Annotated in this window: 27 protein-coding genes and 4 pseudogenes; 21 read left to right on the top strand and 10 right to left on the bottom strand. The window is 69.0% G+C overall.

What is annotated here, in order from left to right:
• The first annotated feature begins 8 nt into the window (after positions 1-8).
• The 3 genes from ACLQ2U_RS00155 to ACLQ2U_RS00145 all read left to right on the top strand — a co-directional run bounded on the left by ACLQ2U_RS00155 (position 9) and on the right by ACLQ2U_RS00145 (position 1,387).
• Complete coding sequence (locus ACLQ2U_RS00155) at positions 9-431, top strand: DUF6153 family protein (protein ID WP_425748379.1); 423 nt, start codon at positions 9-11, stop codon at positions 429-431.
• Positions 432-527: 96 nt separating this feature from the next.
• Entirely contained in the window at positions 528-1,193 is a 666-nt protein-coding gene (locus tag ACLQ2U_RS00150) for a DUF305 domain-containing protein (protein WP_425748378.1), read from the top strand.
• 41 nt (positions 1,194-1,234) lie between these two features.
• Entirely contained in the window at positions 1,235-1,387 is a 153-nt protein-coding gene (locus tag ACLQ2U_RS00145; protein WP_425748377.1) for a hypothetical protein, read from the top strand.
• A 113-nt stretch (positions 1,388-1,500) separates the two neighbouring features.
• Here ACLQ2U_RS00145 and ACLQ2U_RS00140 read toward each other — a convergent pair whose 3' ends face one another.
• The 4 genes from ACLQ2U_RS00140 to ACLQ2U_RS00125 are packed head-to-tail and all read right to left on the bottom strand — an operon-like array spanning position 1,501 to position 3,272.
• Entirely contained in the window at positions 1,501-1,908 is a 408-nt protein-coding gene (locus ACLQ2U_RS00140) for an arsenate reductase ArsC (protein ID WP_425748376.1), read from the bottom strand.
• Positions 1,908-2,093: a hypothetical protein gene (locus ACLQ2U_RS00135; RefSeq protein ID WP_425748375.1), complete on the bottom strand. Its 186-nt coding sequence runs from the start codon at positions 2,091-2,093 to the stop codon at positions 1,908-1,910. The genes ACLQ2U_RS00140 and ACLQ2U_RS00135 overlap by 1 nt, the downstream gene beginning before the upstream one ends.
• Complete coding sequence (locus ACLQ2U_RS00130) at positions 2,090-2,836, bottom strand: aquaporin (RefSeq protein ID WP_425748374.1); 747 nt, start codon at positions 2,834-2,836, stop codon at positions 2,090-2,092. The genes ACLQ2U_RS00135 and ACLQ2U_RS00130 overlap by 4 nt, the downstream gene beginning before the upstream one ends.
• 58 nt (positions 2,837-2,894) lie before the next feature.
• A complete protein-coding gene (locus tag ACLQ2U_RS00125) occupies positions 2,895-3,272 on the bottom strand; it encodes an ArsR/SmtB family transcription factor (protein ID WP_425748373.1) in 378 nt (125 codons plus the stop codon).
• Between the two features lie 125 nt (positions 3,273-3,397).
• Between ACLQ2U_RS00125 and ACLQ2U_RS00120 the strand changes: the two genes are divergently transcribed.
• The 3 genes from ACLQ2U_RS00120 (at position 3,398) to ACLQ2U_RS00110 (ending at position 5,720) form a co-directional block, all read left to right on the top strand.
• Positions 3,398-3,730 carry an ArsR/SmtB family transcription factor gene (locus ACLQ2U_RS00120; RefSeq protein ID WP_425748372.1) on the top strand — a complete coding sequence of 111 codons (333 nt, stop codon included), beginning with the start codon at positions 3,398-3,400 and terminating at the stop codon, positions 3,728-3,730.
• Complete coding sequence (locus ACLQ2U_RS00115; RefSeq protein WP_425748371.1) at positions 3,730-4,227, top strand: GNAT family N-acetyltransferase; 498 nt, start codon at positions 3,730-3,732, stop codon at positions 4,225-4,227. The genes ACLQ2U_RS00120 and ACLQ2U_RS00115 overlap by 1 nt, the downstream gene beginning before the upstream one ends.
• A gap of 74 nt (positions 4,228-4,301) precedes the next feature.
• Positions 4,302-5,720 (top strand): FAD-dependent oxidoreductase, encoded by a 1,419-nt coding sequence (locus ACLQ2U_RS00110; protein WP_425748370.1) that lies wholly within the window; start codon positions 4,302-4,304, stop codon positions 5,718-5,720.
• Positions 5,721-6,027: 307 nt separating this feature from the next.
• Here ACLQ2U_RS00110 and ACLQ2U_RS00105 read toward each other — a convergent pair whose 3' ends face one another.
• The gene (locus tag ACLQ2U_RS00105) at positions 6,028-6,672 is read right to left on the bottom strand and encodes a CGNR zinc finger domain-containing protein (RefSeq protein WP_425748369.1); all 645 of its coding nucleotides are present in this window, start codon (positions 6,670-6,672) and stop codon (positions 6,028-6,030) included.
• Positions 6,673-6,752: 80 nt separating this feature from the next.
• On the opposite strand from ACLQ2U_RS00105, the gene ACLQ2U_RS00100 reads away from it, so the two are divergent.
• A complete protein-coding gene (locus ACLQ2U_RS00100) occupies positions 6,753-7,316 on the top strand; it encodes a hypothetical protein (RefSeq protein WP_425748368.1) in 564 nt (187 codons plus the stop codon).
• Positions 7,317-7,336: 20 nt separating this feature from the next.
• Here ACLQ2U_RS00100 and ACLQ2U_RS00095 read toward each other — a convergent pair whose 3' ends face one another.
• The 3 genes from ACLQ2U_RS00095 to ACLQ2U_RS00085 all read right to left on the bottom strand — a co-directional run bounded on the left by ACLQ2U_RS00095 (position 7,337) and on the right by ACLQ2U_RS00085 (position 8,362).
• On the bottom strand, positions 7,337-7,468 hold the full coding sequence (locus ACLQ2U_RS00095) for an alpha/beta hydrolase (protein WP_425748367.1): 132 nt from the start codon (positions 7,466-7,468) through the stop codon (positions 7,337-7,339).
• Positions 7,462-7,689, bottom strand: a complete 228-nt coding sequence (locus tag ACLQ2U_RS00090) for a hypothetical protein (protein ID WP_425748366.1) — start codon at positions 7,687-7,689, stop codon at positions 7,462-7,464. Before ACLQ2U_RS00090 ends, ACLQ2U_RS00095 begins: the two co-directional genes overlap by 7 nt.
• A gap of 97 nt (positions 7,690-7,786) precedes the next feature.
• On the bottom strand, positions 7,787-8,362 hold the full coding sequence (locus ACLQ2U_RS00085; RefSeq protein ID WP_425748365.1) for a CGNR zinc finger domain-containing protein: 576 nt from the start codon (positions 8,360-8,362) through the stop codon (positions 7,787-7,789).
• 175 nt (positions 8,363-8,537) lie between these two features.
• On the opposite strand from ACLQ2U_RS00085, the pseudogene ACLQ2U_RS00080 reads away from it, so the two are divergent.
• The 7 genes and pseudogenes from ACLQ2U_RS00080 to ACLQ2U_RS00050 form a co-directional block, all read left to right on the top strand.
• Positions 8,538-8,672: pseudogene (locus ACLQ2U_RS00080) on the top strand (DUF664 domain-containing protein); the annotation flags it as partial.
• Between the two features lie 51 nt (positions 8,673-8,723).
• Positions 8,724-10,013 (top strand): ATP-grasp domain-containing protein, encoded by a 1,290-nt coding sequence (locus tag ACLQ2U_RS00075; RefSeq protein WP_425748363.1) that lies wholly within the window; start codon positions 8,724-8,726, stop codon positions 10,011-10,013.
• On the top strand, positions 10,010-11,254 hold the full coding sequence (locus tag ACLQ2U_RS00070) for an MFS transporter (RefSeq protein ID WP_425748362.1): 1,245 nt from the start codon (positions 10,010-10,012) through the stop codon (positions 11,252-11,254). The genes ACLQ2U_RS00075 and ACLQ2U_RS00070 overlap by 4 nt, the downstream gene beginning before the upstream one ends.
• Before the next feature lie 15 nt (positions 11,255-11,269).
• Positions 11,270-11,494: a hypothetical protein gene (locus ACLQ2U_RS00065; RefSeq protein ID WP_425748361.1), complete on the top strand. Its 225-nt coding sequence runs from the start codon at positions 11,270-11,272 to the stop codon at positions 11,492-11,494.
• Positions 11,495-11,701, top strand: a complete 207-nt coding sequence (locus tag ACLQ2U_RS00060; protein WP_425748360.1) for a DDE-type integrase/transposase/recombinase — start codon at positions 11,495-11,497, stop codon at positions 11,699-11,701.
• Between the two features lie 153 nt (positions 11,702-11,854).
• The gene (locus tag ACLQ2U_RS00055) at positions 11,855-12,388 is read left to right on the top strand and encodes a sigma factor-like helix-turn-helix DNA-binding protein (RefSeq protein WP_425748359.1); all 534 of its coding nucleotides are present in this window, start codon (positions 11,855-11,857) and stop codon (positions 12,386-12,388) included.
• Positions 12,378-13,262, top strand: coding sequence for a hypothetical protein (locus tag ACLQ2U_RS00050; RefSeq protein WP_425748358.1), 885 nt, complete (start codon positions 12,378-12,380; stop codon positions 13,260-13,262). The genes ACLQ2U_RS00055 and ACLQ2U_RS00050 overlap by 11 nt, the downstream gene beginning before the upstream one ends.
• 979 nt (positions 13,263-14,241) lie before the next feature.
• Here ACLQ2U_RS00050 and ACLQ2U_RS00045 read toward each other — a convergent pair.
• Positions 14,242-14,610, bottom strand: a complete 369-nt coding sequence (locus ACLQ2U_RS00045; RefSeq protein WP_425748357.1) for a hypothetical protein — start codon at positions 14,608-14,610, stop codon at positions 14,242-14,244.
• 190 nt (positions 14,611-14,800) lie between these two features.
• Between ACLQ2U_RS00045 and ACLQ2U_RS00040 the strand changes: the two genes are divergently transcribed.
• From ACLQ2U_RS00040 to ACLQ2U_RS00025, 4 genes and pseudogenes are all read left to right on the top strand, one after another.
• Entirely contained in the window at positions 14,801-15,838 is a 1,038-nt protein-coding gene (locus ACLQ2U_RS00040) for an IS110 family transposase (RefSeq protein ID WP_425748356.1), read from the top strand.
• Positions 15,839-17,275: 1,437 nt separating this feature from the next.
• Positions 17,276-17,776 (top strand): hypothetical protein, encoded by a 501-nt coding sequence (locus tag ACLQ2U_RS00035; RefSeq protein WP_425748355.1) that lies wholly within the window; start codon positions 17,276-17,278, stop codon positions 17,774-17,776.
• Positions 17,777-18,298: 522 nt separating this feature from the next.
• Positions 18,299-18,568 carry a hypothetical protein gene (locus ACLQ2U_RS00030; RefSeq protein WP_425748354.1) on the top strand — a complete coding sequence of 90 codons (270 nt, stop codon included), beginning with the start codon at positions 18,299-18,301 and terminating at the stop codon, positions 18,566-18,568.
• A 190-nt stretch (positions 18,569-18,758) separates the two neighbouring features.
• Positions 18,759-19,103: pseudogene (locus ACLQ2U_RS00025) on the top strand (transposase); the annotation flags it as partial.
• A gap of 23 nt (positions 19,104-19,126) precedes the next feature.
• Here the strand turns inward: ACLQ2U_RS00025 and ACLQ2U_RS00020 are convergent.
• A complete protein-coding gene (locus tag ACLQ2U_RS00020; protein WP_425748353.1) occupies positions 19,127-19,969 on the bottom strand; it encodes an IS5 family transposase in 843 nt (280 codons plus the stop codon).
• A 104-nt stretch (positions 19,970-20,073) separates the two neighbouring features.
• Here ACLQ2U_RS00020 and ACLQ2U_RS00015 point away from each other — a divergent pair.
• The 3 genes and pseudogenes from ACLQ2U_RS00015 to ACLQ2U_RS00005 form a co-directional block, all read left to right on the top strand.
• Positions 20,074-20,598 (top strand): annotated as a pseudogene (locus ACLQ2U_RS00015) (IS256 family transposase); the annotation flags it as partial.
• A gap of 3 nt (positions 20,599-20,601) precedes the next feature.
• Positions 20,602-21,066: pseudogene (locus ACLQ2U_RS00010) on the top strand (HNH endonuclease family protein); the annotation flags it as partial.
• A 623-nt stretch (positions 21,067-21,689) separates the two neighbouring features.
• Entirely contained in the window at positions 21,690-23,339 is a 1,650-nt protein-coding gene (locus tag ACLQ2U_RS00005; RefSeq protein WP_425748352.1) for a glycoside hydrolase family 15 protein, read from the top strand.
• Positions 23,340-23,401 lie beyond the last annotated feature (62 nt).

The following is a 23,401-nucleotide window of genomic DNA, read 5'->3' as shown; positions in this document are numbered from 1 at the left end:
CGGCGGCGGTGACGACCGGACGTGTGGTCCGGTTCGCGCTGCTGGCGTGCACCCTGGTGGGGCTGGCGGCCATGCACAGTCTGGGCCACGACGCCGCCATGCGGGTGGCGGCGACCGCCGCCCACGCGATGCACGCGGAGTCGGCGATGTCGCCCGCCGCCGTGGCGAACGACGAGTGCTCCGGTGACGGGTGCGGCCGCCTGCTCGCGGCACCCGCCGACCGGGACCACGGACACGTTCCCGGCTGGGCGGTCTGCCTCGCCGTGGTCGGGTCGTTCGCCGTGGCGGTCGTGCTCGGTGTCCTGCTGTCAGCCGGTAGGGCTTCCGGGCAACCCGGCCGGCGTCGTGCGGGACGTACGACGAGCTCTCGCGGGCCGCCCGTGGGGATGGTCGGGCTGCGATTGGCCACGGTGTCGGTGCTGCGCATCTAGGAGCGAAACCGACGCGGGACCGTCGGCGCGTTGACGCGCCGCTCCCGCGTCCGTTCGCGTGCGCACGTCTACCCACCGAATCGAAAGGCTTTCCTCGTGACTACTCGTACCTTCCTGCGCCGTACGGCTCTGGCCGGCGTGGGCGTCGCCGCCGCCCTCTCCCTGGCGGCCTGCGGCTCGGACGACCACGGCTCAACCTCGGGCATGGGCCACGGCATGTCGAGCTCGCCGTCCACCGCCACCACCGGCGGCAGCGCGGCGGCCGGCAACGGCGCGGACGTGATGTTCGCGCAGATGATGATCCCGCACCACCAGCAGGCGGTGCAGATGGCCGAGCTGGCCGACACCCGGGCCGCCGACCCGGAGGTCAGGCAGCTCGCCGGACAGATCAAGGCCGCGCAGGCGCCGGAGATCGCCACCATGAGCGGCTGGCTGACGGCCTGGGGCAAGCCCGCCCCGATGGCCAGCGCGAGCGGCGGCATGCCAGGAATGACCGGTGGCAGCGGCATGCCGGAGATGGACCACGGGATGCCCGGCATGGTGTCCGCCGCCGACATGGACAAGCTCGAGGCCGCCTCGGGCAAGGACTTCGACAAGCACTTCCTGACCATGATGATCGCCCACCATCAGGGCGCCATTACCATGGCCGAGGACGAGGTCACCCGGGGCGCGAACACCGACGCCAAGGCCCTCGCACAGCGGATCATCACCGCGCAGCAGGCCGAGATCGCCACCATGAACAAGATCCTGGCCCGACTCTAGGACTCGTCGGCGCCCGGGCACTGGGCGTTGTTCGCCGATTCGTGCGGCCGGCGAACAACGCCCGGTTCGTGTTCCTCAACCCCCGCGCGAAGGACTTCTACGTCCATTGGAAGCGCGCGGCGGACGACATCGTGGCGAGGCTGCGCGCGGAGGCCGCCCGGAATCCGTACGACCGGCGTCTGAAGACGGGTTGAACCTGCTCGCCAGCTGGACCGCGCCCCCGAGCCAGCAGCAGCCCGTGGGGCGCGCCGCCGACGAGGCGTAGGGAACCTCGCCAGCGGGCAGCGGGCAGCGATGACAGCGTGGGTCAGGCGGCGGGGCGCAGCTCGGCGAGGAGCTTCTCTACCCGGGTACGGATCTCGTCGCGGATCGGCCGCACGGACTCGACGCCCTTGCCGGCCGGGTCCTCAAGCTTCCAGTCCTCGTAGCGCTTACCCGGGAAGACCGGGCAGGCGTCACCACAGCCCATGGTCACGATGACGTCAGAGGACTCCGCCGTCTCGTACTCCAGCAGCTTGGGCGTCTGGTCGGTGATGTCGATGCCGACCTCCCGCATGGCCTCGACGGCGGCCGGGTTGACCGTCTCCGCGGGGGCGGAGCCGGCGGAGCGGACCTCGACGGCGTCGCCGGCGAGGTGGCGCAGCCAGCCGGCGGCCATCTGGGAGCGGCCGGCGTTGTGCACGCAGACGAACAGGACGCTGGGCTTGTCGGACATCAGGAGCCTTTCTCGCAGTACGGGTCGCAGGGCCGGTTCACCGGCGCCTCGGAGTGGTCTGCGGGCAGCGACCAGCGGGGGTCGCTGTTCCGGTCGAGCAGCCGGTAGCGGCCAGCGGGACGCAGCGGGTTGAGCAGGTCGCGCTCCGACCTGTCCGCTCCGACGTCCTCCGGGTCGCTGGTCATGCGCCGTGGTCCAGCGCCGGGTCGCGGCCGTCGGTGGGCACGACCACCTGGTCGGCGGCCTGCCCAGCGTCGGGGTAGAGCGCCGCAAGAAGTCCGATCCCTACGGCGAGGCCAACGAGCTGCGCGATGACGAAGCCGGGCAGCGAGGCGGGCGCGATGCCGGCGAACGTGTCGGTGAACGCCCGGCCGACCGTCACCGCGGGGTTGGCGAACGAGGTCGACGAGGTGAACCAGTACGCCGCGCCGATGTAGGCGCCGACCGCGGCGGGGGCGACCGGGGCGCGGCCGGACCGGGCGAGGGCGAAGATCAGCAGGATCAGCCCGGTGGTGGCGACTACCTCGCCGAGCCACAGGTGCGCAGCCGACCGGTCCTTGCCGGAGAAGTCGACGGCGGCCAGGTCGAACATCAGGTTCGCCACGATCGATCCGGCGATCGCGCCCGCGACCTGGGCCACGACGTAGCCGCCGAGGTCCCGGGCGGTGAGGCCGGTGCCGGCGCGGCGGCCGAGGAGCCAGTCGGCGGCGGAGACGACCGGGTTGAAGTGCGCGCCGGAGACGGGTCCGAAGATCAGGATCAGCGCGCCGAGGGCGAACGCGGTGGCGATCGAGTTCTCCAGCAGCTGGAGGCCGACGTCGTCCGGGGAGAGGGTGGTGGCCATGATGCCGGAGCCGACCACGGCGGTGACCAGCAGGACGGTGCCGGTGAACTCGGCCAGCAGGCGCCGCCAGAGTGCGATGGTCATCAGTCTGTTGTCTCCCATTGCAGTGACTTCCCGAGCCGCCTGGCGCCAGCTCCGCGGCTCACGCAGCGGCTGCCGGCTCGACGGTGAGCAGGGCGGCGAGCTGGCGCAGGATGGCCGGCCGGGCCCGGTAGTAGACCCAGGTGCCGCGCCGCTCGGCGTCGACCAGGCCGGCCTCGCGCAGCGTCTTCAGGTGGTGCGAGATCGTCGGGCCGGTGAGGTCGAAGGCAGGAGTGAGGTCGCAGACGCACGCCTCACCACCCTCGGCGGAGGCGATCATCGACATCAGCTGCAACCGCACCGGATCGCCGAGGGCCTTGAACGCCGGCGCGAGCACCGCGGCGGTCTCCGCCGGTACGCGCCGCTCCGCAAGGGGCGGACAGCACGGCGCGTCAGCGGCCAGATCGATGATGGCGAGGGGAGCCGATTGCTTCGACATGGCTCTAGGTTGACATCTATCTAATCAGCGTGCAACTCTCTGTTTCGACGGACGTCAAGATAGTTGTCCGAAGTTGGCGAGGGTTGTTAGATTTCATCGTCTATCGGCGATAAACGATTAAGGTGATGGTGGTGGACGAGCTGCTGGATCGGGCGACGGCGCAGACCTATGCGTCGTGGTTCCGGGCCCTCGCGGACCCGACTCGGGTGCAGATCGTGGAGTACCTGGCCCGCCGCAGCCGGCCGCTGAGCGTGGGGGAGATCGTCGCGGCGATCGGGCTCGCGCAGTCCACCGTGTCGCAGCACCTGAAGATCCTCACCGAGGTGCGGTTCGTACTGGTGGAGGCGGTCGGCACGGCCCGGCACTACCGGATCAACGAGGTGTGCGTCGGGTGCTTCCCGTCCGCCGCCGACGTCGTCATGGGCCGCCCCGCCCCCAGTCCGAACGGAGTCTGCTGATGGCCGACACCGCCATCCGCCCCATGCGCACCGACGACGCCGACCGGGTGCTGGCGATCTACCAGGCCGGCCTCGACGGGGGCAACGCCAGCTTCGAAACGGTGGCACCCACCTGGGCCGCATTCGACGCGGGCAGGCTCCCCGACCATCGCCTCGTGGCCGTCGACGGCGACGACACCGTCTTCGGCTGGGTCGCCGTCTCGCCGGCCTCGACGCGCGCGGTCTACGCCGGCGTGGTGGAACATTCCGTCTATGTCGACCCGACCGCCCAGGGCCGAGGCATCGCCCGCCTGCTCCTGGACGCTCTGATCGCCTCCACCGAATCGGCCGGGATCTGGACCATCCAGTCCGGTGTCTTCCCCGAGAACACCGCCAGCCTCGCCCTGCACCAGCGGGCCGGGTTCCGGGTCATCGGCGTCCGCGAGCGTGTCGGCCGCCACCACAGCCGGTGGCGCGACGTCGTCCTGCTCGAACGGCGCAGCCCCGTCATCACCTGACCACCCGGTCCCCACCGGTCGGGCCGCCGTCCACCTACTTGATTCGATAGTTCTCAACGCAGAGGAGTTGTCTGATGAACACCCTGAACGACCTGCCCGTCGTCGTGATCGGCGCCGGCCCGGTCGGGCTGGCCGCCGCGGCGCGCCTCCACGAGCGCGGCCTGCCCTTCACCGTCCTCGAAGCCGGCGACACCGCCGGTGCGGCGGTCCGGCAGTGGAGGCACGTGCCCGTGTTCTCCCCGTGGCGGTACAACATGGACCCCGCCGCCCGCCGGCTCCTGGACGACGCCGGTTGGGTCGCCCCTGACCTGGAGGCGCTACCCACCGGCGGGGAACTGGTCGACGACTACCTCCAGCCCCTCGCGGAGCTGCCGGGCCTCAAGCCGCACGTACGCTACGGCGCTCGCGTCGAGGCGATCAGCCGCCTCGGCCTCGACCGGCTGCGCACCGCCGGCCGCGAGACCACCCCGTACCTGGTCCGCCTCGCCGACGGTGACGAGGTGCTGGCCCGGGCCGTGATCGACGCCTCCGGCACCTGGGGCACCCCGAACGTACTCGGCGCCTCCGGACTGCCCGCCCACGGCGAAACGGACGCCGCCGCGTTCCTGGAGCACGCGCTGCCCGACGTGCTCGGCGCCGACCGAACCCGGTTCGCCGGCCGGCACACCCTCGTCGTCGGCGCCGGCCACTCCGCCGCCAACACCCTGCTGTCCCTCGCGGAACTGGCCGCCGACCAGTCTGGCACCGAGGTGACCTGGGCGATCCGGACCGTCTCGCCGGCGCGCACCTACGGCGGCGGCGACGCCGACGCCCTCCCGGCCCGCGGGGCCCTCGGATCCCGGCTGCGCGCGCACGTCGACGCCGGCCGGATCCGGCTGCTCACCGGCTTCTCCGTGCACGCCCTCACGCCCGCCGGCGGCCGGGTCGCGGTGGTCGTCCGGGATGCCCACGGTGGCGAGGAGTCCGTCACGGTGGACCGGATCGTGGCGGCCACCGGCTTCCGGCCCGACCACTCCATTGCCACCGAGCTGCGCCTGGACCTGGACCCGGTGCTGGGCGCCACCCGCGCCCTCGCGCCGCTGATCGACCCGAACGAGCACTCCTGCGGCACGGTGCCCCCGCACGGGGTGGACGAACTGTCCCACCCGGAGGCCGGCTACTACGCGGTCGGCATGAAGAGCTACGGCCGGGCGCCGACGTTCCTCATGGCGACCGGCTACGAGCAGGTCCGCTCCGTCGTCGCCGCCCTCGCCGGCGACTGGGACGCCGCCCGCGACGTGCAGCTCGACCTGCCCGAGACCGGCGTGTGCAACAGCAACCCCGCCGACTCCGCTGGCGGCGACAGTTGCTGCGGGCCCGCGCCGGCCGCCGAGTCGGCGGGGCGGGGTCTGGCCACCGGCATCTCGGGCGGCCTGCTGGCCGCGCCGCTGAATCTGGTCACCCTCGACGCCGCCCCCGCTGGCGGTCAGGCCGGCGGCTGCTGCGGCAGCTGAATGCCCACCACGACCGGCGGGCCCGGCAAGGCCCGGACCAGCCTGAGCGCGCCGCCGCGGCTGGCCCGGCCGAGGCGGTCGCCCGGGCCGGGCCCGCTGGAAGGGCACGCGCCAACCTGATCTTCCCCATTGCCTGGAAAGCAGGCCACCACCCGGTCGACGTCGGGGCGTTCTTGTGGCAGCAGGACCTAACCGGTGGCCCGCTCATCGGTATCGGCCTCGAGATCAGGATGGGCGAGGAACAGTGCCAATGCCTGCTCGACCCCGTCCCTCCGAGGGGCAGGCGGGTCGACCCGACCGTCGACAGTCAGGGCGTTGCGGCAGGTTTCGACCGTGCGGCGTGTGCGCGGACCTTGGCGCGGTTGCCGCAGGTGGCCATGTCACACCAGCGTCGGCGGCCGCGGAGGTCGAGGAAGAGCCAGCCGCACTCGTCGCCCGGGCAGGCGCGGACCCGGTGGTGTGCGTCGGCGCTGGTGAGCAGGCTCTCGGCTGATCGGGCGACGGCGAACAGCGGGAGGGCCAAGCCGACGGTGTCCGGCAGCACCCGGCGGGGCGCCCCGTCGGGGTCGATCTCGAGCCTGGTCGCCTGGAGCGCCGACTGCGCCACTGTGGCGAAGGTGTCGAACGCGTGCCGGTCGTCGGGGTTGAGCAGTAGCCGGTACAGGTGGTCGCGTAGCCGGTGGGCGCGGTGGAGGATCTTGTCGGCCTGGTCGCGGTCGTGGTGGGCGTGGCGTCGGATCCGTCGGGTCGTCTCGGGGGTGAGCAGTTGGACGTACCCGGACCAGAGCGCGAGCCGGTCGTATGTCGGCAGCCATTCGCGCGTGAGGTCCGGCTGTCCGCCCAGGTTGCGGCGGGGGGTGTTCCAGCCGGCCCAGGTATTGCAGAAGTCCAGCGCGGGGTGTCCGCCGTAGCGCTTCGGCAGTGGCGTCCCCTCGACCTCGATCCAGTGCATGGCTCAATTCTGCCTTGACACGGGTCGCCGGAGACGGTTGGTTGGAGCTAACCGAAGATCTGTCATCTACCGGTTAGGAAATGAGTATGCGAACCAGCCGTTCCACCATCGGTGCCGTCGCCGCCGGGCTCGCGGTCGCGGCGTCTGTCGCGGTCCCGGCCACCTCGGCGTCGGCGCAACCCGCGCCTGGACCGGGTACGACGCTGCCGGGCGGCCTCACCTGGGAGCCGTACCGCTCGCAGCCGTTCCAGGTGGCCGCCGGGCAGCGCTGTGCCTTCCCGGTCGCCGGTGAGCCGGTGAAGGACGAGGAGCAGATCGCCACGCTGGCGACCTTCTCCGACGGCAGCCCGCGGCACCAGGTGATCACCGGTGACCTGCGGTTCCGGTACACGAACCTCGACACCGGCGCGAGCGTCGAGCATGACCTCAACGGCACGGGCTTCATCGAGTACGGCACCGACGGCTCGATGGTGCAGCGCTTGGTCGGGGCCGCCGCGGTCGGCTTCCGCGCGACGGACCGGTTCCCAAAGGGGATCTGGGCGTTGGACGGGTATCACGAGGTGTACTTCGCCCCCGATGGCGGCTACCGGGAGATCCGGGTGGACGCCGGCACCGAACACAACGTCTGCACCGACCTGGACTGACACACACCGAGGACGTCCTCTTACGGGCGCCGGTGGGCAGGCGGTGCCCGCCGCGGGCACCTGCCGTCCCCCAGGAAATTGCGGACAGCGTCCGTGGCACAGGCCGATGGGCCCAGCGCGCCGTGACCGGCGCCCTGCCCCGAGATCAGCACCGCGCTCGGCAGACGAGGAGCCGGTGGCGGGCGTCGGGCGGGCTGGCCAGCGAACGCTCCCACTGTTCGGCGATGGCGTGTTCGGCGAGTGCCTCGAGGACCTCGTCGGGGAAGACCTTCGCGTACGCCCCCCGCCAGGCGCGGACCTGGACCCGGGCGACGTCGCGCGCGTCGGCGGCCCAGGCGATCCGGAAGCTGACGTCGGCGGGGTGGTCGCTCATGCGGACCGTCCTGTCAGCCGATGGCGGCACCGGATCGGGCGGCGGCCCGGCAGCGGCTCGCCCGCTGCGCTGCTCACTGCCTGGTTCCCGGTCTGGCTCACTGCTTGGCTCGCTGGCGGGCGCGATAGGTGCGGGTCTTCTGCCGGTTTCCGCAGACGCCCATCGAGCACCAGTGCCGCGAACGGTTCTTCGAGGTGTCGTAGAACGCCCACTGGCAGTCCTCGGCGACGCAGAGCTTCAGGCGTACCCACGCGTCGTCGGACTCCGCGTCGGCCACCGCCACGAGAAGCCGGGCCAGGCCGCCCCTGGCGCCGCCGACGGTCGGGGCGAGCCGGGGACGGGTGCCGTCGAAGACGATCCGGAGCGGCAGGCAGGTGGCGGTCGCGTCGAGGTCGGTCACCGTCGAGGTGTGGTCGCCCTCGTGGTGACGCAGCATGGCGGCACGCAGCCCGGAGCGGAGGGTGCGCGCGAGGTCGAGGTCGTCCCCGTCCGCCCGCTCGTCGGGTCCGAGCAGGTCGCGGGCGCGGAGCCAGTCGGTGAGCACGGCCGCGTCGGTGAGCGTGTCCGGGTCGGGCAGGTCCACGTCGAGGGTGTTGGCGAAGGCGCACAGCAGGTCCGCGTGCGCGGGCGTTCCTGTGCCCTTGCCCGGACTGGTGGTCGCGATCGTGATCACCCCTCGAGTCGTTCCTGGCGCTGCGGATCTCGACACCAGCATAGCCCGAAAGCTGGTTGACTTCCGAGCGCAACCGGCATAACTTTTTTGCTGGTGTTGAAGGCCGACGTAAGGAGCACGGCATGGACCCGTACGTGAGCGAGGCTCTGGCCAGCGCGTGGATCCGTGAGCGGAGATCGACGACCTCGACCTCGACGCGCCCGGCCGGGTGCTCTGGTGGGGAGGCGCAGAGGTGACGCCGCACCAGAGCCTCGTCCACGTGCTGGCCGAGACGAACCGACACGCGGGGCATGCCGACATCCTCCGCGAGCAACTGGACGGCGCAGTAGGGATGAGCGCCGACGTGAGAGAGGGAGCCACGTTGTCCGACGATGTCGTACCCACCGGCCAACGGTCCTCGGCGGTCGCCACCGGACGGCCTCGCGTCCTGGTCATCGGCGGCAAGCTCAAGCATGTGCGCAAGGCCTGGGAGCTCGGCCTGGACGTGGTTCACGCCCAGTTCCCGGACGAGTATGACCGCGGCCACTGGCCCTACGTCGATCAGGCGCTGCTGCTCGACTACGGCGACATCGACCGGCTCCTGCCGCTGATCCAGGCGTTGCACGAGGCGTACCCGTTCCAGGCGGCCGTGTCGCTGTTCGAGCTCGGGCTGCTGCCGACGGCGCGGATCAACGAGGCGCTCGGCCTCGGCGGCGAGTCCGTCGCCACCGTGGAACTGCTGCTGGACAAGTGGCGGATGCGCCGGCACCTGGCCGCGAGGGGCATCAGCCCGGTGGCCTCCGCGGTCGGCCGTTCCGCGCAGGACGTTCGGGAGTTCGTTCAGGCGCACGGGCTCCCGATCATCGTCAAGCCGATCCGCGAATCGGGCAGCCTGGGGGTGTTCTGCATCCGCGACCGAGCCGACGTGGACGTCGTCGCCGAACGGTTCCGATCCCTCGACGACGGGCATTGGGCCGCCAGGGACCTGTCCTGTGCCGAATCCTTCGACGAGTTCCTCATGGAGGAGTTCCTGGACGGCCCGGAAATCAGCGTGGAGACCCTGACCTTCGACGGCCGGCATGTGGTCGTCGCGGTGACCGACAAGGAGTGCGGTGGCCCTGGTTTCGTCGAGATCGGACATTCGCAGCCCAGCGGCTGCTCGGCCGAGACGCTGCGCGAGGTCACGCGGTTGGTGACGGACTTCCTCGACGCGGTGGGGCTGCGCAACGGTCCAGGGCACACCGAGGTCAAGCTGACCTCGCGCGGCCCGCGGATCGTCGAGTCGCACAACCGCATCGGCGGTGACCGGATCAACGAACTGGCCGAGATCGCGTACGGCGTCGACATGGAGCGCTACGCGCTGGGCGCCAGGTTCGGCGTGGTGGAGCCGCTGACCACGTCGCCCGAGCCTCGGGGCGGAGCGGCCGTCCGGTTCCTCACGCCGGAGCCCGGACGGGTCGTGGAGGTGACCGGCGTCGACGCCGTGCGCGCGGACCCGGCGTTCGTCGACCTCCAGTTGGAGGTGGAGCCGGGCGACGAGGTACCACCGCTGACCTGGAACGAGGACAAGGTCGGTCACGTCATCGCCCGCGGCGCCACTGCCACCGAAGCGATCGCCCACGGCAGGCGGCTGGCCGCGGCGATCCACGTGCGCACCGAGGCCGTCGCGTGAGCATCGCGCCGCCGGACCTGTCGGGCGTCGACGAGCCGCGATTCCGCGACGCGCTGCGCAGCCTGCCCGGCCGGGTGTGGATCATCAGTCTCGGCATTCTGGTCAACCAGGTCGGCAACTTCCTGCCCGTGTTCATCGTGCTCTACCTGACCGAGCGCGGCTATTCCGCCGGTGCCGCCGGGTTGGTGCTGGGCGTGTCCGGTCTGGGCAAGGTGCTCGGCAACGCCGTCGGCGGCTACCTCGCCGACAAGATCGGCCGGCGATGGACCATCGTGCTGTCCGCTGTGACCACCGCCGGGCTGACGGCGATCGTGCCGTCCCTCGAGCCGCTCCCGCTCATCGTCGCGGTGGTCGGGCTCATCGGCGTGACGTCGCAGATCTACCGGCCGGCCGCGGCCGCGGTGCTGCTCGACTCCGTGGCGACCAACCAGCAACGGCTCGCCGCCTTCGGGGTGTTCCGGTTCGCGATGAACATCGGCGCTGCCCTAGGCGGCGTCATCGGCGGTGTGCTGGCCAGCACCTCCTATGTGGAGCTCTTTCTGGGTAATGCCGCCGCGTGCCTGCTGTTCGGCGTGGTCGTGGCGGTGCTGCTGCGGGATGCGCCCCAGCCGCGGTCCGACCAGGTCGACGCGGACACGCAGGCGGGCCGGGCGGTGGGGTACCGGCAGGCGTTCGCCGACCACACCCTGGTGCGATTCCTGCTGATGACCGTGGTCGCCGAGTTCGTCTACATCCAGTCCACCGTCGGCCTGCCCCTACACGTCAGCGACGTGGGTCTGAGCGCGCGCGACTTCGGTCTCCTCATCGGGCTCAACGGTCTGCTGGTGTTGGTGTTGGAGCTGCCCATCACCGGCGCGGTCTCCCGGTACCGGCCGGAGTACGTACTGGCCATCGGCAACCTGCTCATCGGTGTCGGTCTCGCGCTGACCGGGTTCATGCCCGGCATGGTCCTGCTGTCGGCGACGGTGCTGATGTGGACGCTCGGCGAGATGATGTCCAGCTCCGTCGCCAACGCCTACCTGGGAAGTCTGGCTCCGCCGCGGATGGTCGGGCGCTACCAGGGGTTGTACGGCGTCGCGTACACGATCGGTGCGGGCGCCGGACCGCTCATCGGCGGCGCCGTGTACGCGATCGGCCCATGGGCGCTGTGGGCCCTGGTCGGCGCGGCCGGGCTGCTGTCCGCCCAGCTCTGTCTGCCGCGCCGCCGCGCGGCGTCCCCAGTGCACGAACCGGATTCCTGACCTGGGGGTGGAACGATGGACGACGCGACGTCACCGGCCGCCGGCGTACACGAGATCTGCGACGCCGACGTGACCGACTACGCCCGGCTGCAACCCGCCGCGGCGACCGAGTTCGGCATCAGCGGCCACGACGACGACCTGCCCGACTATTCGCCGGACGGGCATCGGGCGCGCGCGGAGCTGGCCCGCCACCCGCCAGGTCCACGTGGTCGGGTGACCGCCCATCCGACCGGTGCCTGAGTGGCGCAGCAGTACGGGCAGGTCATCGACGTGCTGGTCTCAGCCCGCTGGGACGCCGACGCGGCCTGGCGATTCTTCCGCCGGGCATTGTCGGCGTTGAAGGCGACACCCAGCGAGGCCGTCACCGACGCCGCCGCGATCTACCCGCGGTGCTCGACGAACTGGTCCCCTGGGCGTGGCAGCACGTCGAGCGTCCACAGCTACTAACCAGGCTCGAGAGTGACACGCTGAGCGATCTCAACCGAGGCGTGCGCGCAGTTCGGTGTCAACGGGCCGATCGGCCGCTCGCGAAGAGTTCCGGGTCGCCGGTCAACCTTCGGGGCCGAGCCATCGTCCTTGTTGGCGACGGAAGGAGAGCCCGTGCGTTGGAAGCGAAGCTTCGAGGGTCTGGACAGCCTCGTCGCTGAACGGGGCAGTGCCCTGCTCGCGACGGCGGTACTGCTGACCGGCAGCCGTGCCGCCGGGGAGGATCTGCTTCAGGCGGCGCTGGAGCGGCTGATGCGGCACTGGAACCGGATCCACGGGAACAAGGAGGGGTTCCTGCGCCGCACGATGTACCACCTCGCGGTCGATCAGTGGCGCAGCCGTAAGCGGCGGCCGGAGGTTCTGGTCGACGTGGAGCCGCCGGGGCAGTCCGACGGTACGGACGTGCTGCATCTGCGGCAGGCACTGATCCAGGGGCTGGGCTTGCTGCCGCCGCGGCAGCGGGCGGTGCTGGTGTTGCGCTACTGGGAGCAGTTCAGCGAGGCGGAGGCTGCCGAGAGATGCTCGGGTGCTCTGTCGGGACCGTCAAATCAAACGCCTCGCGGGGGCTGTCTCGCCTGCGTGAGGTTATGGCTGCCTGGGCGGTTGACGACGTCCCGGCCTGGAACGGAGCGGGAAGATGAACACTGACATCGAAGAGCAGTTGATCGCCGGCATGCGCCAGGAGGTCGCCGGCGTCGCGCTGAGCACCGATATCGTCGGTGAGGCGGCGCGACGGCACGGGCGCCGTACCGCCGTGCAGCGCAGCGCGTACGCCGCGGGCGTCCTCGGCCTGGCCGGGGCGTTGGCGGCCGTCGTGGCGGTCGGCGGGCCCGGCCAGTCGACGCCGGGCGGCGGCCGGCCCCCGGTCGCGAGCGCCGAGTCGGCGAACCTGCAACTGGCCTCGGCGATCTCGGCCAGCGAGAACATCAGCTACAAGTTGAAGATCACGGCTGGCAGCAAGGCCGACCCGGACGGCTGGGGGACCGCGGAGGGTGCCTACGATCCGGCGACGTCCACCGGCTACCTGAACTCCCCTCAGCTGGACGGTCCGGGCGTCTGTTACCAGCGGCTGATCAACGGAAAGCTGTACCTCGGTTCCAACGGTACGAAGACGTGGAAGCAGCAGGGGAGCAACGGCAAGTTCGAGTACGGCGATGCGCTGGGCGGGGCTGCGGGCGCATCCGCGGACCCGGAGGAGCTGCTTCGGGCGTTGCGGCAGGTAGACGCCAAGATCACGCAGATCGGTGACAGCGTTTACCACTTTGAAAGCATCCGTCCGTACGACGACAAGGCCATGACCGGAACCAAGATTCTGATCGGCGATGTGACGCTCAATGCGGACAAGCGGATCGCCAAGGTGACCTACGAGTCGACGAACAAGGGGCAGATCAAGCCGGGGGTGAAGAAGGGCTACAAGGGTGGCCTGGCCTTCAACTCGACTTCTGTGCTGACCCTGGAGTTGTCGGACTACGGAACGCCGGTACGGGTGGAAACGCCGACTGACGTGATCGTCGCCCGGTAACGCGGCATCCGGGTTCATTCCCGTTTCATCGATGAGCTGCCCGCGGCTGTCTGAAGGCCGCGGGCAGCGTTGTCTCGACCGGAAGGATGAGTTGACGTGTCCAGGCTAGATCAGACCGCGTCTGAGCTGCGGAACCCGTATTGCCTGTCTAACTGGCGGTCTTCGGGGAGAACGTCAAGAGGTGCCTGACCCCTGTTGTGGGAGGCCAGACGCCCCTTGATCTTGTGCGCCCGAAGGGACTCGAACCCTAACCTCTGATCCGTAGTCCGAGCCGAACGACCGCGCGATTGCTGCGTCCACTACCAGGCAAACCGCAAGATCCACGAACGGAGGCGCCGAGCCACTGGGACATGCCCCGTCTGGTGCTGACCGGTGTGCTCCATGTGCGCTCCCTCGGTCGGAGACGGGACGCCTGGCATACGTGAGCACCGGCGGGCACTCCTGGATACTCGGGGGCATCCGCTGGCAGGTAGGCTGGGCGCTCGCGCCCTCGTAGCTCAGGGGATAGAGCATCGGTTTCCTAAGACGGTGCTCGATCCGCGTCTGCAGGCTGACAACCTGCATCCCCTCTGATTCTGCCGCACGTGTGCCGCTCGCAACGGGTAGGCGCTGTGCTCGTCGGCCGGTAGATCAGCAGGCTGGCTGTAGGACCTGCTTGACCGCCTTTCGCGGTTGCCCTGCTCACGTGGCGGCCGCTCGTAACCTTCTGATTCGTAGCCTGGGCCAGACTGTCCGACTCGGTGCAGGAGGCTCCACAACTACTGGTCGCAGCGCCTTCAGTCGTCCGCTGTGGCGTCGGACCGTCCAGCGCCGCTGCTGTCATCTGTTGCTGTCATCGCCCTTGCGGCAACAATCATCTTGCCCGGTGGCCCGCCTTCCACGCATCGAGTTTGCGGAGCACCCGACCTGGCGGGGTGTGGCGCCCCACAGCCTGTCACCGCCGGAAACGATCAGTTACCGGTCTCAGTACGTACGGGCCTCAGTACGGCAGGTCGATGCCCCGACGGCTGGCGAACTCACGGTGGGCGGTGACGATCGCGTCGAGCCAGCGGGCGAGCATCTCGTCGGCCCGGTGCACCCGGGCCATGCGAACCTCGAAGTACTCCCGGTCGTAGTGGTAGGCGGAGTCGACCTCGGGCTGCGCGGCGAGCGCCTCCTCGAGCAGGTCATCGGGGTCGGGCTCGTGGCCAGGGACGAAGCTGGGCTGGACGAGCAATCCCACCTCGTCGTCGAAGCTCAGCCCCCAGTTCAGGCCGTCGTCGCTGCCAACCGAGACTTGCGCGCAGAGGTCGGGGCGGCTGATGGTGAGGGTGTGACCCGGCCACACCTCCTCGATCGTCGTCAGCACCGCCGGGATACGGTCGAGGACGGCGGCGACGGGTGGGCAGGTGGCGAGCTGGTCGCCGCGGTAGCTAATGCGGGGCAGGTCATCGGTGCCGCGTAGGGGCTTGATGGCATGAAGGAGCGGGGCCTCGCTCCTCGTGGGTCCCGGGCGGGATGCTCGGGGTGCTCACGTCTCACGACGAAGGAGGCCCCTCATGCAGGCACAGGACGACGGTCGGCAGATCGTGGGTATCGATCTGCATCGGCGCAGGTCGGTGATCGTGCGGATGACCGAGACGGGCGAGAAACTCGACACGGTGCGGATCGACAACGACCCGGTCGCGCTCGGGCTGGAGATCGCCAAGGCCGGTCCCGACCCGGAGGTGGTCCTGGAGGCCACCTATGGCTGGTACTGGGCGGTGGACGTGCTGACCGCGGCCGGTGCCCGGGTGCATTTGGCGCATCCGTTGGGAGTGAAAGGGTTCGCCTACCGGCGGGTGAAGAACGACGCCCGGGACGCCGCCGACCTGGCCGATCTGCTGCGCATGGGCAGGCTGCCGGAGGCGTATGCGGCCCCGCCGGTGGTGCGCGAGTTGCGGGAGCTGGTGCGGTATCGGGCCAAGCTGGTCGCGTGGCGCAGCGGGCTGAAGGCATCCGTGCACGCGGTGCTGGCCAAACAGGGCGTGCACATCCCTGTCTCGGATCTGTTCGGCGTTGGTGGGCGGGAACTGCTGTCTCGCGCACCGTTGGACGGGGCTTATCGGGGTCGGGTGTCCTCGCTGTGCCGGCTGATCGACGCAATCGATTTCGAGATCGACGCGGTCGCCGGGCCGATCCGGGCCAGACTCTCCGGGCACCGTGGTTACACCGCGGTCCAGGCCATCCCCGGTGTCGGCCCGGTCCTGGCGGCGGTGTTCGTCGCCGAGATCGGCGAGGTCGACCGGTTCCCCGGCCCGACGGAGCTGACCTCCTGGGCCGGGCTCACCCCGCGGCACCGCGAGTCCGACCTTGTCGTGCACCGGGGACGGATCACCAAGCAGGGCTCCACCCTGGTGCGGTGGGCCGCGGTCGAGGCCGCCCACGGCGTCCCGCACACCGCCGCCTGGTTGACCTGCACCCGCGCCCGCATCGCCGAGCGACGCGGACGCAACATCGCCACCGTCGCGGTGGCCCGCAAGCTGCTCACCCTCGTCTACTACGGCCTGCGCGACGGGCACATCCGCGCCCTCGCACCGGCCAAGGCGGCGGCGTGAGCAGGTTCGGACGTGACCGGACGCGAGGTCGTTCTGTGTCTGACCCCCGTCGGCCGACGGCGTGGCCGCCCGCTTGATTGACCCCGTCCGGTCACGGTCGCACATCACCATGCCCCGAACCCGCAGGGCGAATGGATGACCGGCAGCCGAACCCCTCGGCCTGCCCTCCGACATCTGGTCGGAACCTGGTGACGCGACCACCCACAACGCCTTCCGGCATCACGAGCATGGCGCGCACGGCGCCGGCGTCAAGGCCACGCCCCTGCGGGGTGGGCCTACGGCCCAGCCATTGACCCCGGCACCGCACACACGCCTGCCCGAAACCCATTGCCGGAACCGGAAAAATCAACGTCAGCAGGTCAAAACCCCAGCCTTGACCGGCCCCGCTCCTTCATGGATGACATCGGGCACCGCGTAGGCGGGCAGTGGAGAGGTCATGGGCTCAGTCCTTATCACAACCCGATCCGCCCCACTGAGCGAACGCCGCGCCGATGGCACGCGGCATGATCGTTGCCATTGGAATCGAAGCCCTGGTGAAGACTTGCGTCCGGCTGGACGAGGCGGCCGCGGCGCGGGATGCGGACTATTTGCGGACTGGCACGGCCGGCGGCGCGGTCGACCTCGGAAAGCGGCGAAGCCCAGGTCGTTGACCTGGGCTTCTGTGCCGAGCCGCCTGACGGAATCGAACCGTCGACCTACGCATTACGAGATCAAGATTGGCGGCCCGGGGACCTGCCCGAGTGGGCTCCTTATCTGGCGGACACGAAAAAGCCCCCAACCCTGCCGTTTCGGCTGGTCGAGGGCTTCTCCCTGCTATGTGCGCCCGAAGGGATTCGAACCCCTAACCTTCTGATCCGTAGATTCCCAAGACCATGTCTAGGCCGTCCGACGCCGTCCGCCTGGTGCTGGTCCTCAAGCGCTCGGCAACCCGATCGGTCCCGTCCCGTCCGGTCCAGTCCGCCCCGGTGGCTCCCACGCATGGCTCCCAGAATGTCAGCTTGGGAACTGTACAAGATCCGCGGTGTTCGGCACAGCGGCGTCCCACACGGCCGGCGCGCTGCTCTGTGGCGACTATGATCCGGTAGGTAGTCTCCGCTCATGATCGCGCTGCCCCTCCCCCACGTTCATGGCGACTCCGCGCGTTCATGGCGACTCCGCGCCGCAGCGGCTGTCGCCGCCGCTCTCGCGGGCTGCCTCGCGGTCCCGTTGGCTGGGCACGCCGTCAAGACGGTAGAAGCGGACCGGGGTGAGGCGACCCCTGTTGCTGTCGCGAACGCCTACCTTCTGGCGGTGTTCAGCGGCTGCTCCGTTGGCGAGCCGCGCATCCGCCGCTGCCTATACCGCGACCGCGAATCGGAACTTTTGGCGGAAGTGCTCGCGCCAAGGTTGCCGCAGTAGATTCCGAACTCAAGGATACTCCATTCGAAGGAGGATTGGGTGATGAAGGTCAATTCGAAGGTGCTAGGGTTGATGATAGGCGTATTCTTCATTCCATTATCCTTGATTGGGTGCACAGAGAACGGGGAGTCAAGCGGGGAAACAAAGATTTTCGAAATCGCAAATACCGAAGAGGTTGTCGGCAAGAAGGGCGAAGAAGTGTTGACGCTCAGGAAGCATTATATGATTCTGAATTCACCAGAAGATCTGATAGATTTGAAGGATTTAGTTGAAGGATACGTCAAGAATCATCCAGTCGAAAGCGAGAACAAATTCGTTGATTTGTCTTTCTACAGGGAAAGCAGCGATTTGCCAAGAAACTGGCAACCTGATGAAAGCTACATGAATACGGATCGACTGGAACATCATAAAAGCGATCTCATTGCATCGATCACCTGGTCAGATACCCAAACGCAAAAAGAATACGATCTTTATGATAAAAGTAAGGAAGGAAAAATCCTGAAGCGGATGCGTTTCATTGAGGATCGGCTTGTTGAGTGAGTGCGCCAGACCGGCCCCGGCGGGTCTCATCCAAGCCCAGGACCCGCACCGGTTCCGGCTCCAAGGGCAGCACCCGCCGTGCGTGAACGACCGTCGCGGACATCACGACCGGCCGCGACACGCCGCGATCACGAGCCAACTGGACCACCGTCCGGCCAGCATCACCGACCGCCGCCCCAGCAGACTGGTGAGATTCCACAACGCTCGCTGCTCGGCCTGGTCCTCGACCAGGTCGCCGAAGTCGTTGGTCAGCTCATCGGGGCGGGCTCAGCCACTCGAACAGGACCAGCGCCTCGTCATGGCTCAGCCGGACGACTACCTCGCGCACCTTCATGGCAGGAAGCCTAGCTAGGTCACTCGCAGCTTGGGAATTGTCGGTCTCCGGCCGTCTGCTGGGTTGGCGGCCTAGTCCCGGCGGTCTCTCGTGGCCTCGGCTCGCCCATGCTGTCCTGGCCCAATGGCACGCTAATGGCACACCGCAGACCCCTGCCTTTGGGCGACGGATCGATAGGATCATGAAGCATGAACCCGGCAGATGAACTGCCTCTCCTTGAGGCGCTCCTCGATGCGTTCGACCGGCTATTCGACCGACAGACCACCGTGGTCGACGTGCATGCGCTGCTCTTCGCCACGAGCCGGGCTCTGGCCGGCTCGGCCTTCGTTAAGGACATGGCAGCCGCCGAGTCAGCACTGGAGGAGATCATGAGATCAGGCCGGGGGTCGGCTGAGGCTGTTGAGCAGGCTCTTGACGCGGTGGATCCACTGAGGCGCCGCATCGCCGACCGGTTGTAGCCACGTCAATGGGTGTTCTTGGTTCTGCGTGGCGATGCTGGCCCGGTTCGGGCAGCGACGAGTTCGGCCGCGCCGGAGCAATGCTTGAAACCTGTGGATGACCTTGGGAGGGGCGTACCTTCCCGGGGATAGCCGATGAAGGTTTCCAGCAAGGCCCGCGCCTGCCAGCGCGGGTCGGGAAGGTACGCCCGTGCTCACGGTAGTCAACCCTGATGACCCCACGCCAGCGACCGGATCGGTCCCGGCCGGGGCGGGTGGGTCGTTGATCGACGAGATCGTGCGGGACGGTGCCCGCAGGATGCTCGCCGCCGCCCTCGAAGCCGAGGTCGCTGCGTATATCGCTGCGCACGCCGGCGACGTCGACGATGCCGGGCGGCGGTTAGTCGTGCGTAACGGTCACGCCCAGCCGCGGAAGGTCCTGACCGCGGCCGGGGCCGTGGAGGTCGCCGCGCCGCGGGTCAACGACAAACGCGTCGACGATGCCGGCGAGCGTCAGCGGTACTCGTCGGCGATCCTGCCGGCGTGGTGCCGTAAGAGGTCGCGCGGAATGGATGGGGGTCATGGGCGGCGGGTGGGGCGGTTGTCCCACCGGTGGGTGGTCCAGGTGCGGCGGATCAGGCTACGGACGGTGATGATCGTGTCGGCGAGGTCGAAGTACGCGTCGATGACTTTCTCGGTTCGTTCGTAGCAGCGTTGCAGCCGGTTGAACGAGTTGTGCCAGCTGTTGGTGCATTCGACATGCCAGCGTCGTCCTGCTTGGAGGGGTGCTTTGTCGCCCTTGCGGGCGATCTCGCCGGTCAGGCCGCGGTCAGCGAGCAGGGTGCGGGTGACGGCAGAGTCGTATCCGGCGTCGAGGTGCACGGTGACCTCGTCGGGCAGAGGGCCCAGGTCGTCGAGGTGGTCGAGGGTCGGGCCGAGCAGCGGTGAGTCGTGCCGGTTCGCGCCGGCCAGCACCCGGCCGAGGGGGATGCCGTGGCCGTCGACCATCGATGAGCGTTTCATGCCTTGTTTGCCACGGTCGACGGGGGACCGTCCGGCGCAGTCACCGCCGCCGGGGGCCTTGGTGATGCAGCCGTCCACGGCGATGTCGTCCAACACCAGGCCGACGAGCCGGTCGTAGGCGTCCACCGCGATCTGTTTGAGCTGGGCGAACAGACCGATGCTGATCCACTCGTCACGGCGGTCACGGATCGTCGTGGCCGAGCAGGTGCTGTCGGCGATCGCCTCGTAGGAGCAGCCGAACCGCAGCACCTGGATCAGCTTGTCGAACACGATCCGGTCATCGACGCGTTGACGGTGGCAGCCCAACGGATGAGTCGGGGCGTAGGTCGGCCGCTCGGGTAACAGCGCGGCGAACTGGACCCACAGCGGCTCGATCAGCCATGCTGGGATGGCAGGCACAGAACCTCCCGTGATCACGAGGCGTAAGCACCTTCATGATCACCGGTTCTGTGCCTGCACCCGTTCGGACGCGCCGGGCAACCCCACCATTCCGCGCGACCTCTAAGTCGCCGAAGATCACCGAGGTGTTACCGCTGCTCTACCTGCATGGCCTGTCGTCGCAGGATTTCGCCCCCGCGCTGGAGAACTTCCTCGGCACCGGCTCGGGACTGTCCGCGGCGGTGATCACCCGGCTGACCGTGCAGTGGCAGGACGAGGCTCGCCAGTTCGCCGACCGCGACCTCTCGGGTGTGGACTATGTCTACCTGTGGGCGGACGGGGTGCACCTCAACGTGCGCCTCGACGAGGAGAAACTGTGCCTGCTCGTCATGATCGGCGTCCGCGTCGACGGCACCAAGGAACTCATCGCCCTGGCCGAGGGCTACCGCGAGTCGTCCGGCTCCTGGGCGGACCTGCTACGCGACTGCAAACGCCGCGGGATGCGCGCCCCGGTCCTGGCCGTCGGCGACGGCACGCTCGGCTTCTGGTCGGCGTTACGTGAGGTGTTGCCCGAAACCCGTGAGCAGCGCTGCTGGTTCCACAAGATCGGCAACGTCCTCGCGGCGCTGCCGAAGTCCGCGCATCCCGGCGGCCGGGACCTGTTCCCGCACTGGATCACCATCAGCGGCAGCTGCAACACCCGCGAGCAGGTCCTCAAGCGCGACGGCACCTCCGTCGTCGTCGACAGCTCCTGCGCGGCCACCTCCGGTCGCTGGTACAGCCCGTACGACGGCGCCACCTGGTACGCCGCCTCCGACGTTGACATCGACCACGTCGTGCCCTTGGCGGAGGCGTGGCGGTCCGGTGCCAGCTCGTGGACGACCAGCCGGCGGCAGAGCTTCGCCAACGACCTGACCCGGCCGCAGCTGATCGCGGTCACCGACAACGTCAACCAGGCCAAGGGCGACCAGGACCCGTCGACCTGGCAACCGCCGCTGTCGTCCTACCGGTGCACCTACAGCAAGATGTGGATCACCGTGAAATACAGCTGGGGCCTGACCCTGCAGTCGACGGAAAAGTCCGCGCTGCAGAGCATGCTCAACACCTGCAGCTCCTGACCACGCTCAAGTTCCCGGCCAGCGGCGCCATCACTCGCGAGGCGACCGCTGGCCGGGCCCTGGAGCAATCACTGGGGCGGGGACGAGGCAGCGTCACCGTCTTGCTCGCGCCAACTCCCGCCGGCGTCCGCGGCAAGCAGGCGCTGGATCAGGGCGAGAGCTTCGGACTCGGTGTCGAAATCCCACCGCAGTACCCGACCCGTCTCGGCATCGCCAGCGCGGGCGACGACCTTCCACCGAACCTCGCGGGTCAACCACACGTCCCGGCGGCCTAACCGTCCCCAGATGCCATTCCACCAGCGCCCCGCCACTTCCCGCACCACCGCATCGTACAAGCGTTCGATCGGCGCTGTCGGGCGAGCCGATGGTCGGGGGCGGTGTGGCGGCCTGCACCGATGGTGGCCGCCCGCGTCGAGCTACGTCGGGTCGTTGCGCCGGGTCAGGACCGGGCTCGTTGATCGGGGTCGCGCGGAGTACCGCCACAAGTTGCGGGTTGTCGGACCTGTCGAGGAAGTGCATGCATGTGTCACCAGGTGGGGATGCTTTCGTACGATACGAGCCGTATGCGTGTTACAACCGGTTAGGGTGATTGAGCGTGCGGTGAGGTGAATGGGGGGGGCTGGGTGGACTCGTACCCCGCGGTGGAGGCACACGGCTTGATCGGCGACCTGCAGACCGCGGCGCTGGTGGCGATGGACGGGACGATTGACTGGTTCTGCGCCCCCCGGTTCGACTCGCCGAGCCTGTTCGGCAGCCTGCTTGATCGGCGCAAGGGCGGGCACTTCCAGGTGGCGCCGGAGGGCGTCGAGTACGTGAGCAAGCAGTTGTACCTGCCCGGTACGCCGATCCTGATCACCCGTTTTCTCAGCGCGGACGGCGTGGGTGAGCTGGTGGATTTCATGCCCGTCGCGGGGGATCAGGCTACCGACCGCCACCGCGTGGTGCGGATGCTGCGGATGGTCCGAGGCACGATGCGGTTCCGGGTCGACTGCCAACCCCGCTTCAACTACGGGCGGGATCCGCACGAGCTCGACGAATACCCCGAAGGGCACGTTTTCCGCAGCTCTGCGCTCTCCCTCACCACGAACATAGTTCGATACCCCGAAACCCGGCCCGGCGAGCAGGGAGTCCGGCGGAAGGAGGGGGGCATATGGGCGATCGCCACGCTGCGCCAGGGCGAGGCGGGGGGTGTCGTCCTGGAAACCGGAGTGTCGCCTGACCGGCCGCGCTTTTTCACCCCGGGCGAGGTGGGCGACATGCTCGCGCAGACCCGTGACTTCTGGCGGCGCTGGCTCAGCCGCTCCCGGTACACCGGCCGCTGGCGGGAGATGGTCGAGCGGTCGGCGATGACGCTCAAGCTCATGACGTACGCGCCGACCGGCGGGCTGGTCGCCGCCCCTACCGCCGGGTTGCCGGAGCAGATCGGCGGGGAACGCAACTGGGACTACCGATACACCTGGATCCGCGACGCGACAATCTCCGTACACGCCCTGCTCGCCCTGGGGTTCACCGACGAAGCGTGGCAGTACATGCACTGGGTCGACGACCGGGTCCGGGAGGCCAAGGAACGGGAGGTGCCGCTGCAGATCATGTACCGCGTCGACGGCTCACCCGATCTCAGCGAGGAGGTGCTCGATCACTTCGAGGGTTACCGCGGTTCAGCGCCCGTGCGGGTTGGTAACGGCGCCGCGAACCAGCTGCAACTCGACATCTACGGCGAGGTACTCAACGGCCTTCACGAGGCTGACAGCCATGGTCTGCAGCTCTCCCACCAATTGTGGCTGGACACCATGCGACTGGTGGACTGGCTCTGCAAGCACTGGGACCAGCCCGAAGACGGGATCTGGGAAACCCGCGGTGGCCGCCAGGACTTCACCTACGGGCGCCTGATGTCCTGGGTAACCCTGGACCGGGCGGTCCGCCTCGCGCAGCGACGCGGACGACCGGGCGACACCGACCGGTGGGTGCGTAACCGAAACCAGATCTACGAACAGATCATGACGCGTGGCTTCCACCCCGGGCGCGGGGCCTTCGTGCAGCACTACGCAACCGACGTCCTGGACGCGGCGCTGCTCACCATGCCGTCGGTCGGGTTCGTTGCGCCGACGGACCCGATGTGGCAGTCAACGTTGCGGGCGATGGACGCAGAACTGGTTTCCGACAGCCTGGTCTACCGGTACGACCCGAACGCCTCGCCCGACGGCCTGCCCGGCCAGGAGAGCACCTTCACCATGTGCAGCTTCTGGTACGTCCGGGCTCTAGGAGACCCCTGAACAAAGGGTGTTGAGGGGTGGGCGGGTGCCGACAAGGCCGTCTGTGCGGCGTGAAGGTCAGA

The sequence above is a fragment of the Micromonospora sp. DT47 genome (genome assembly GCF_049844475.1).
Taxonomy (GTDB): domain Bacteria; phylum Actinomycetota; class Actinomycetes; order Mycobacteriales; family Micromonosporaceae; genus Micromonospora.
Note: the sequence above shows the minus strand (reverse complement) of the source record. Positions and strands in the feature narration are given on the sequence as shown.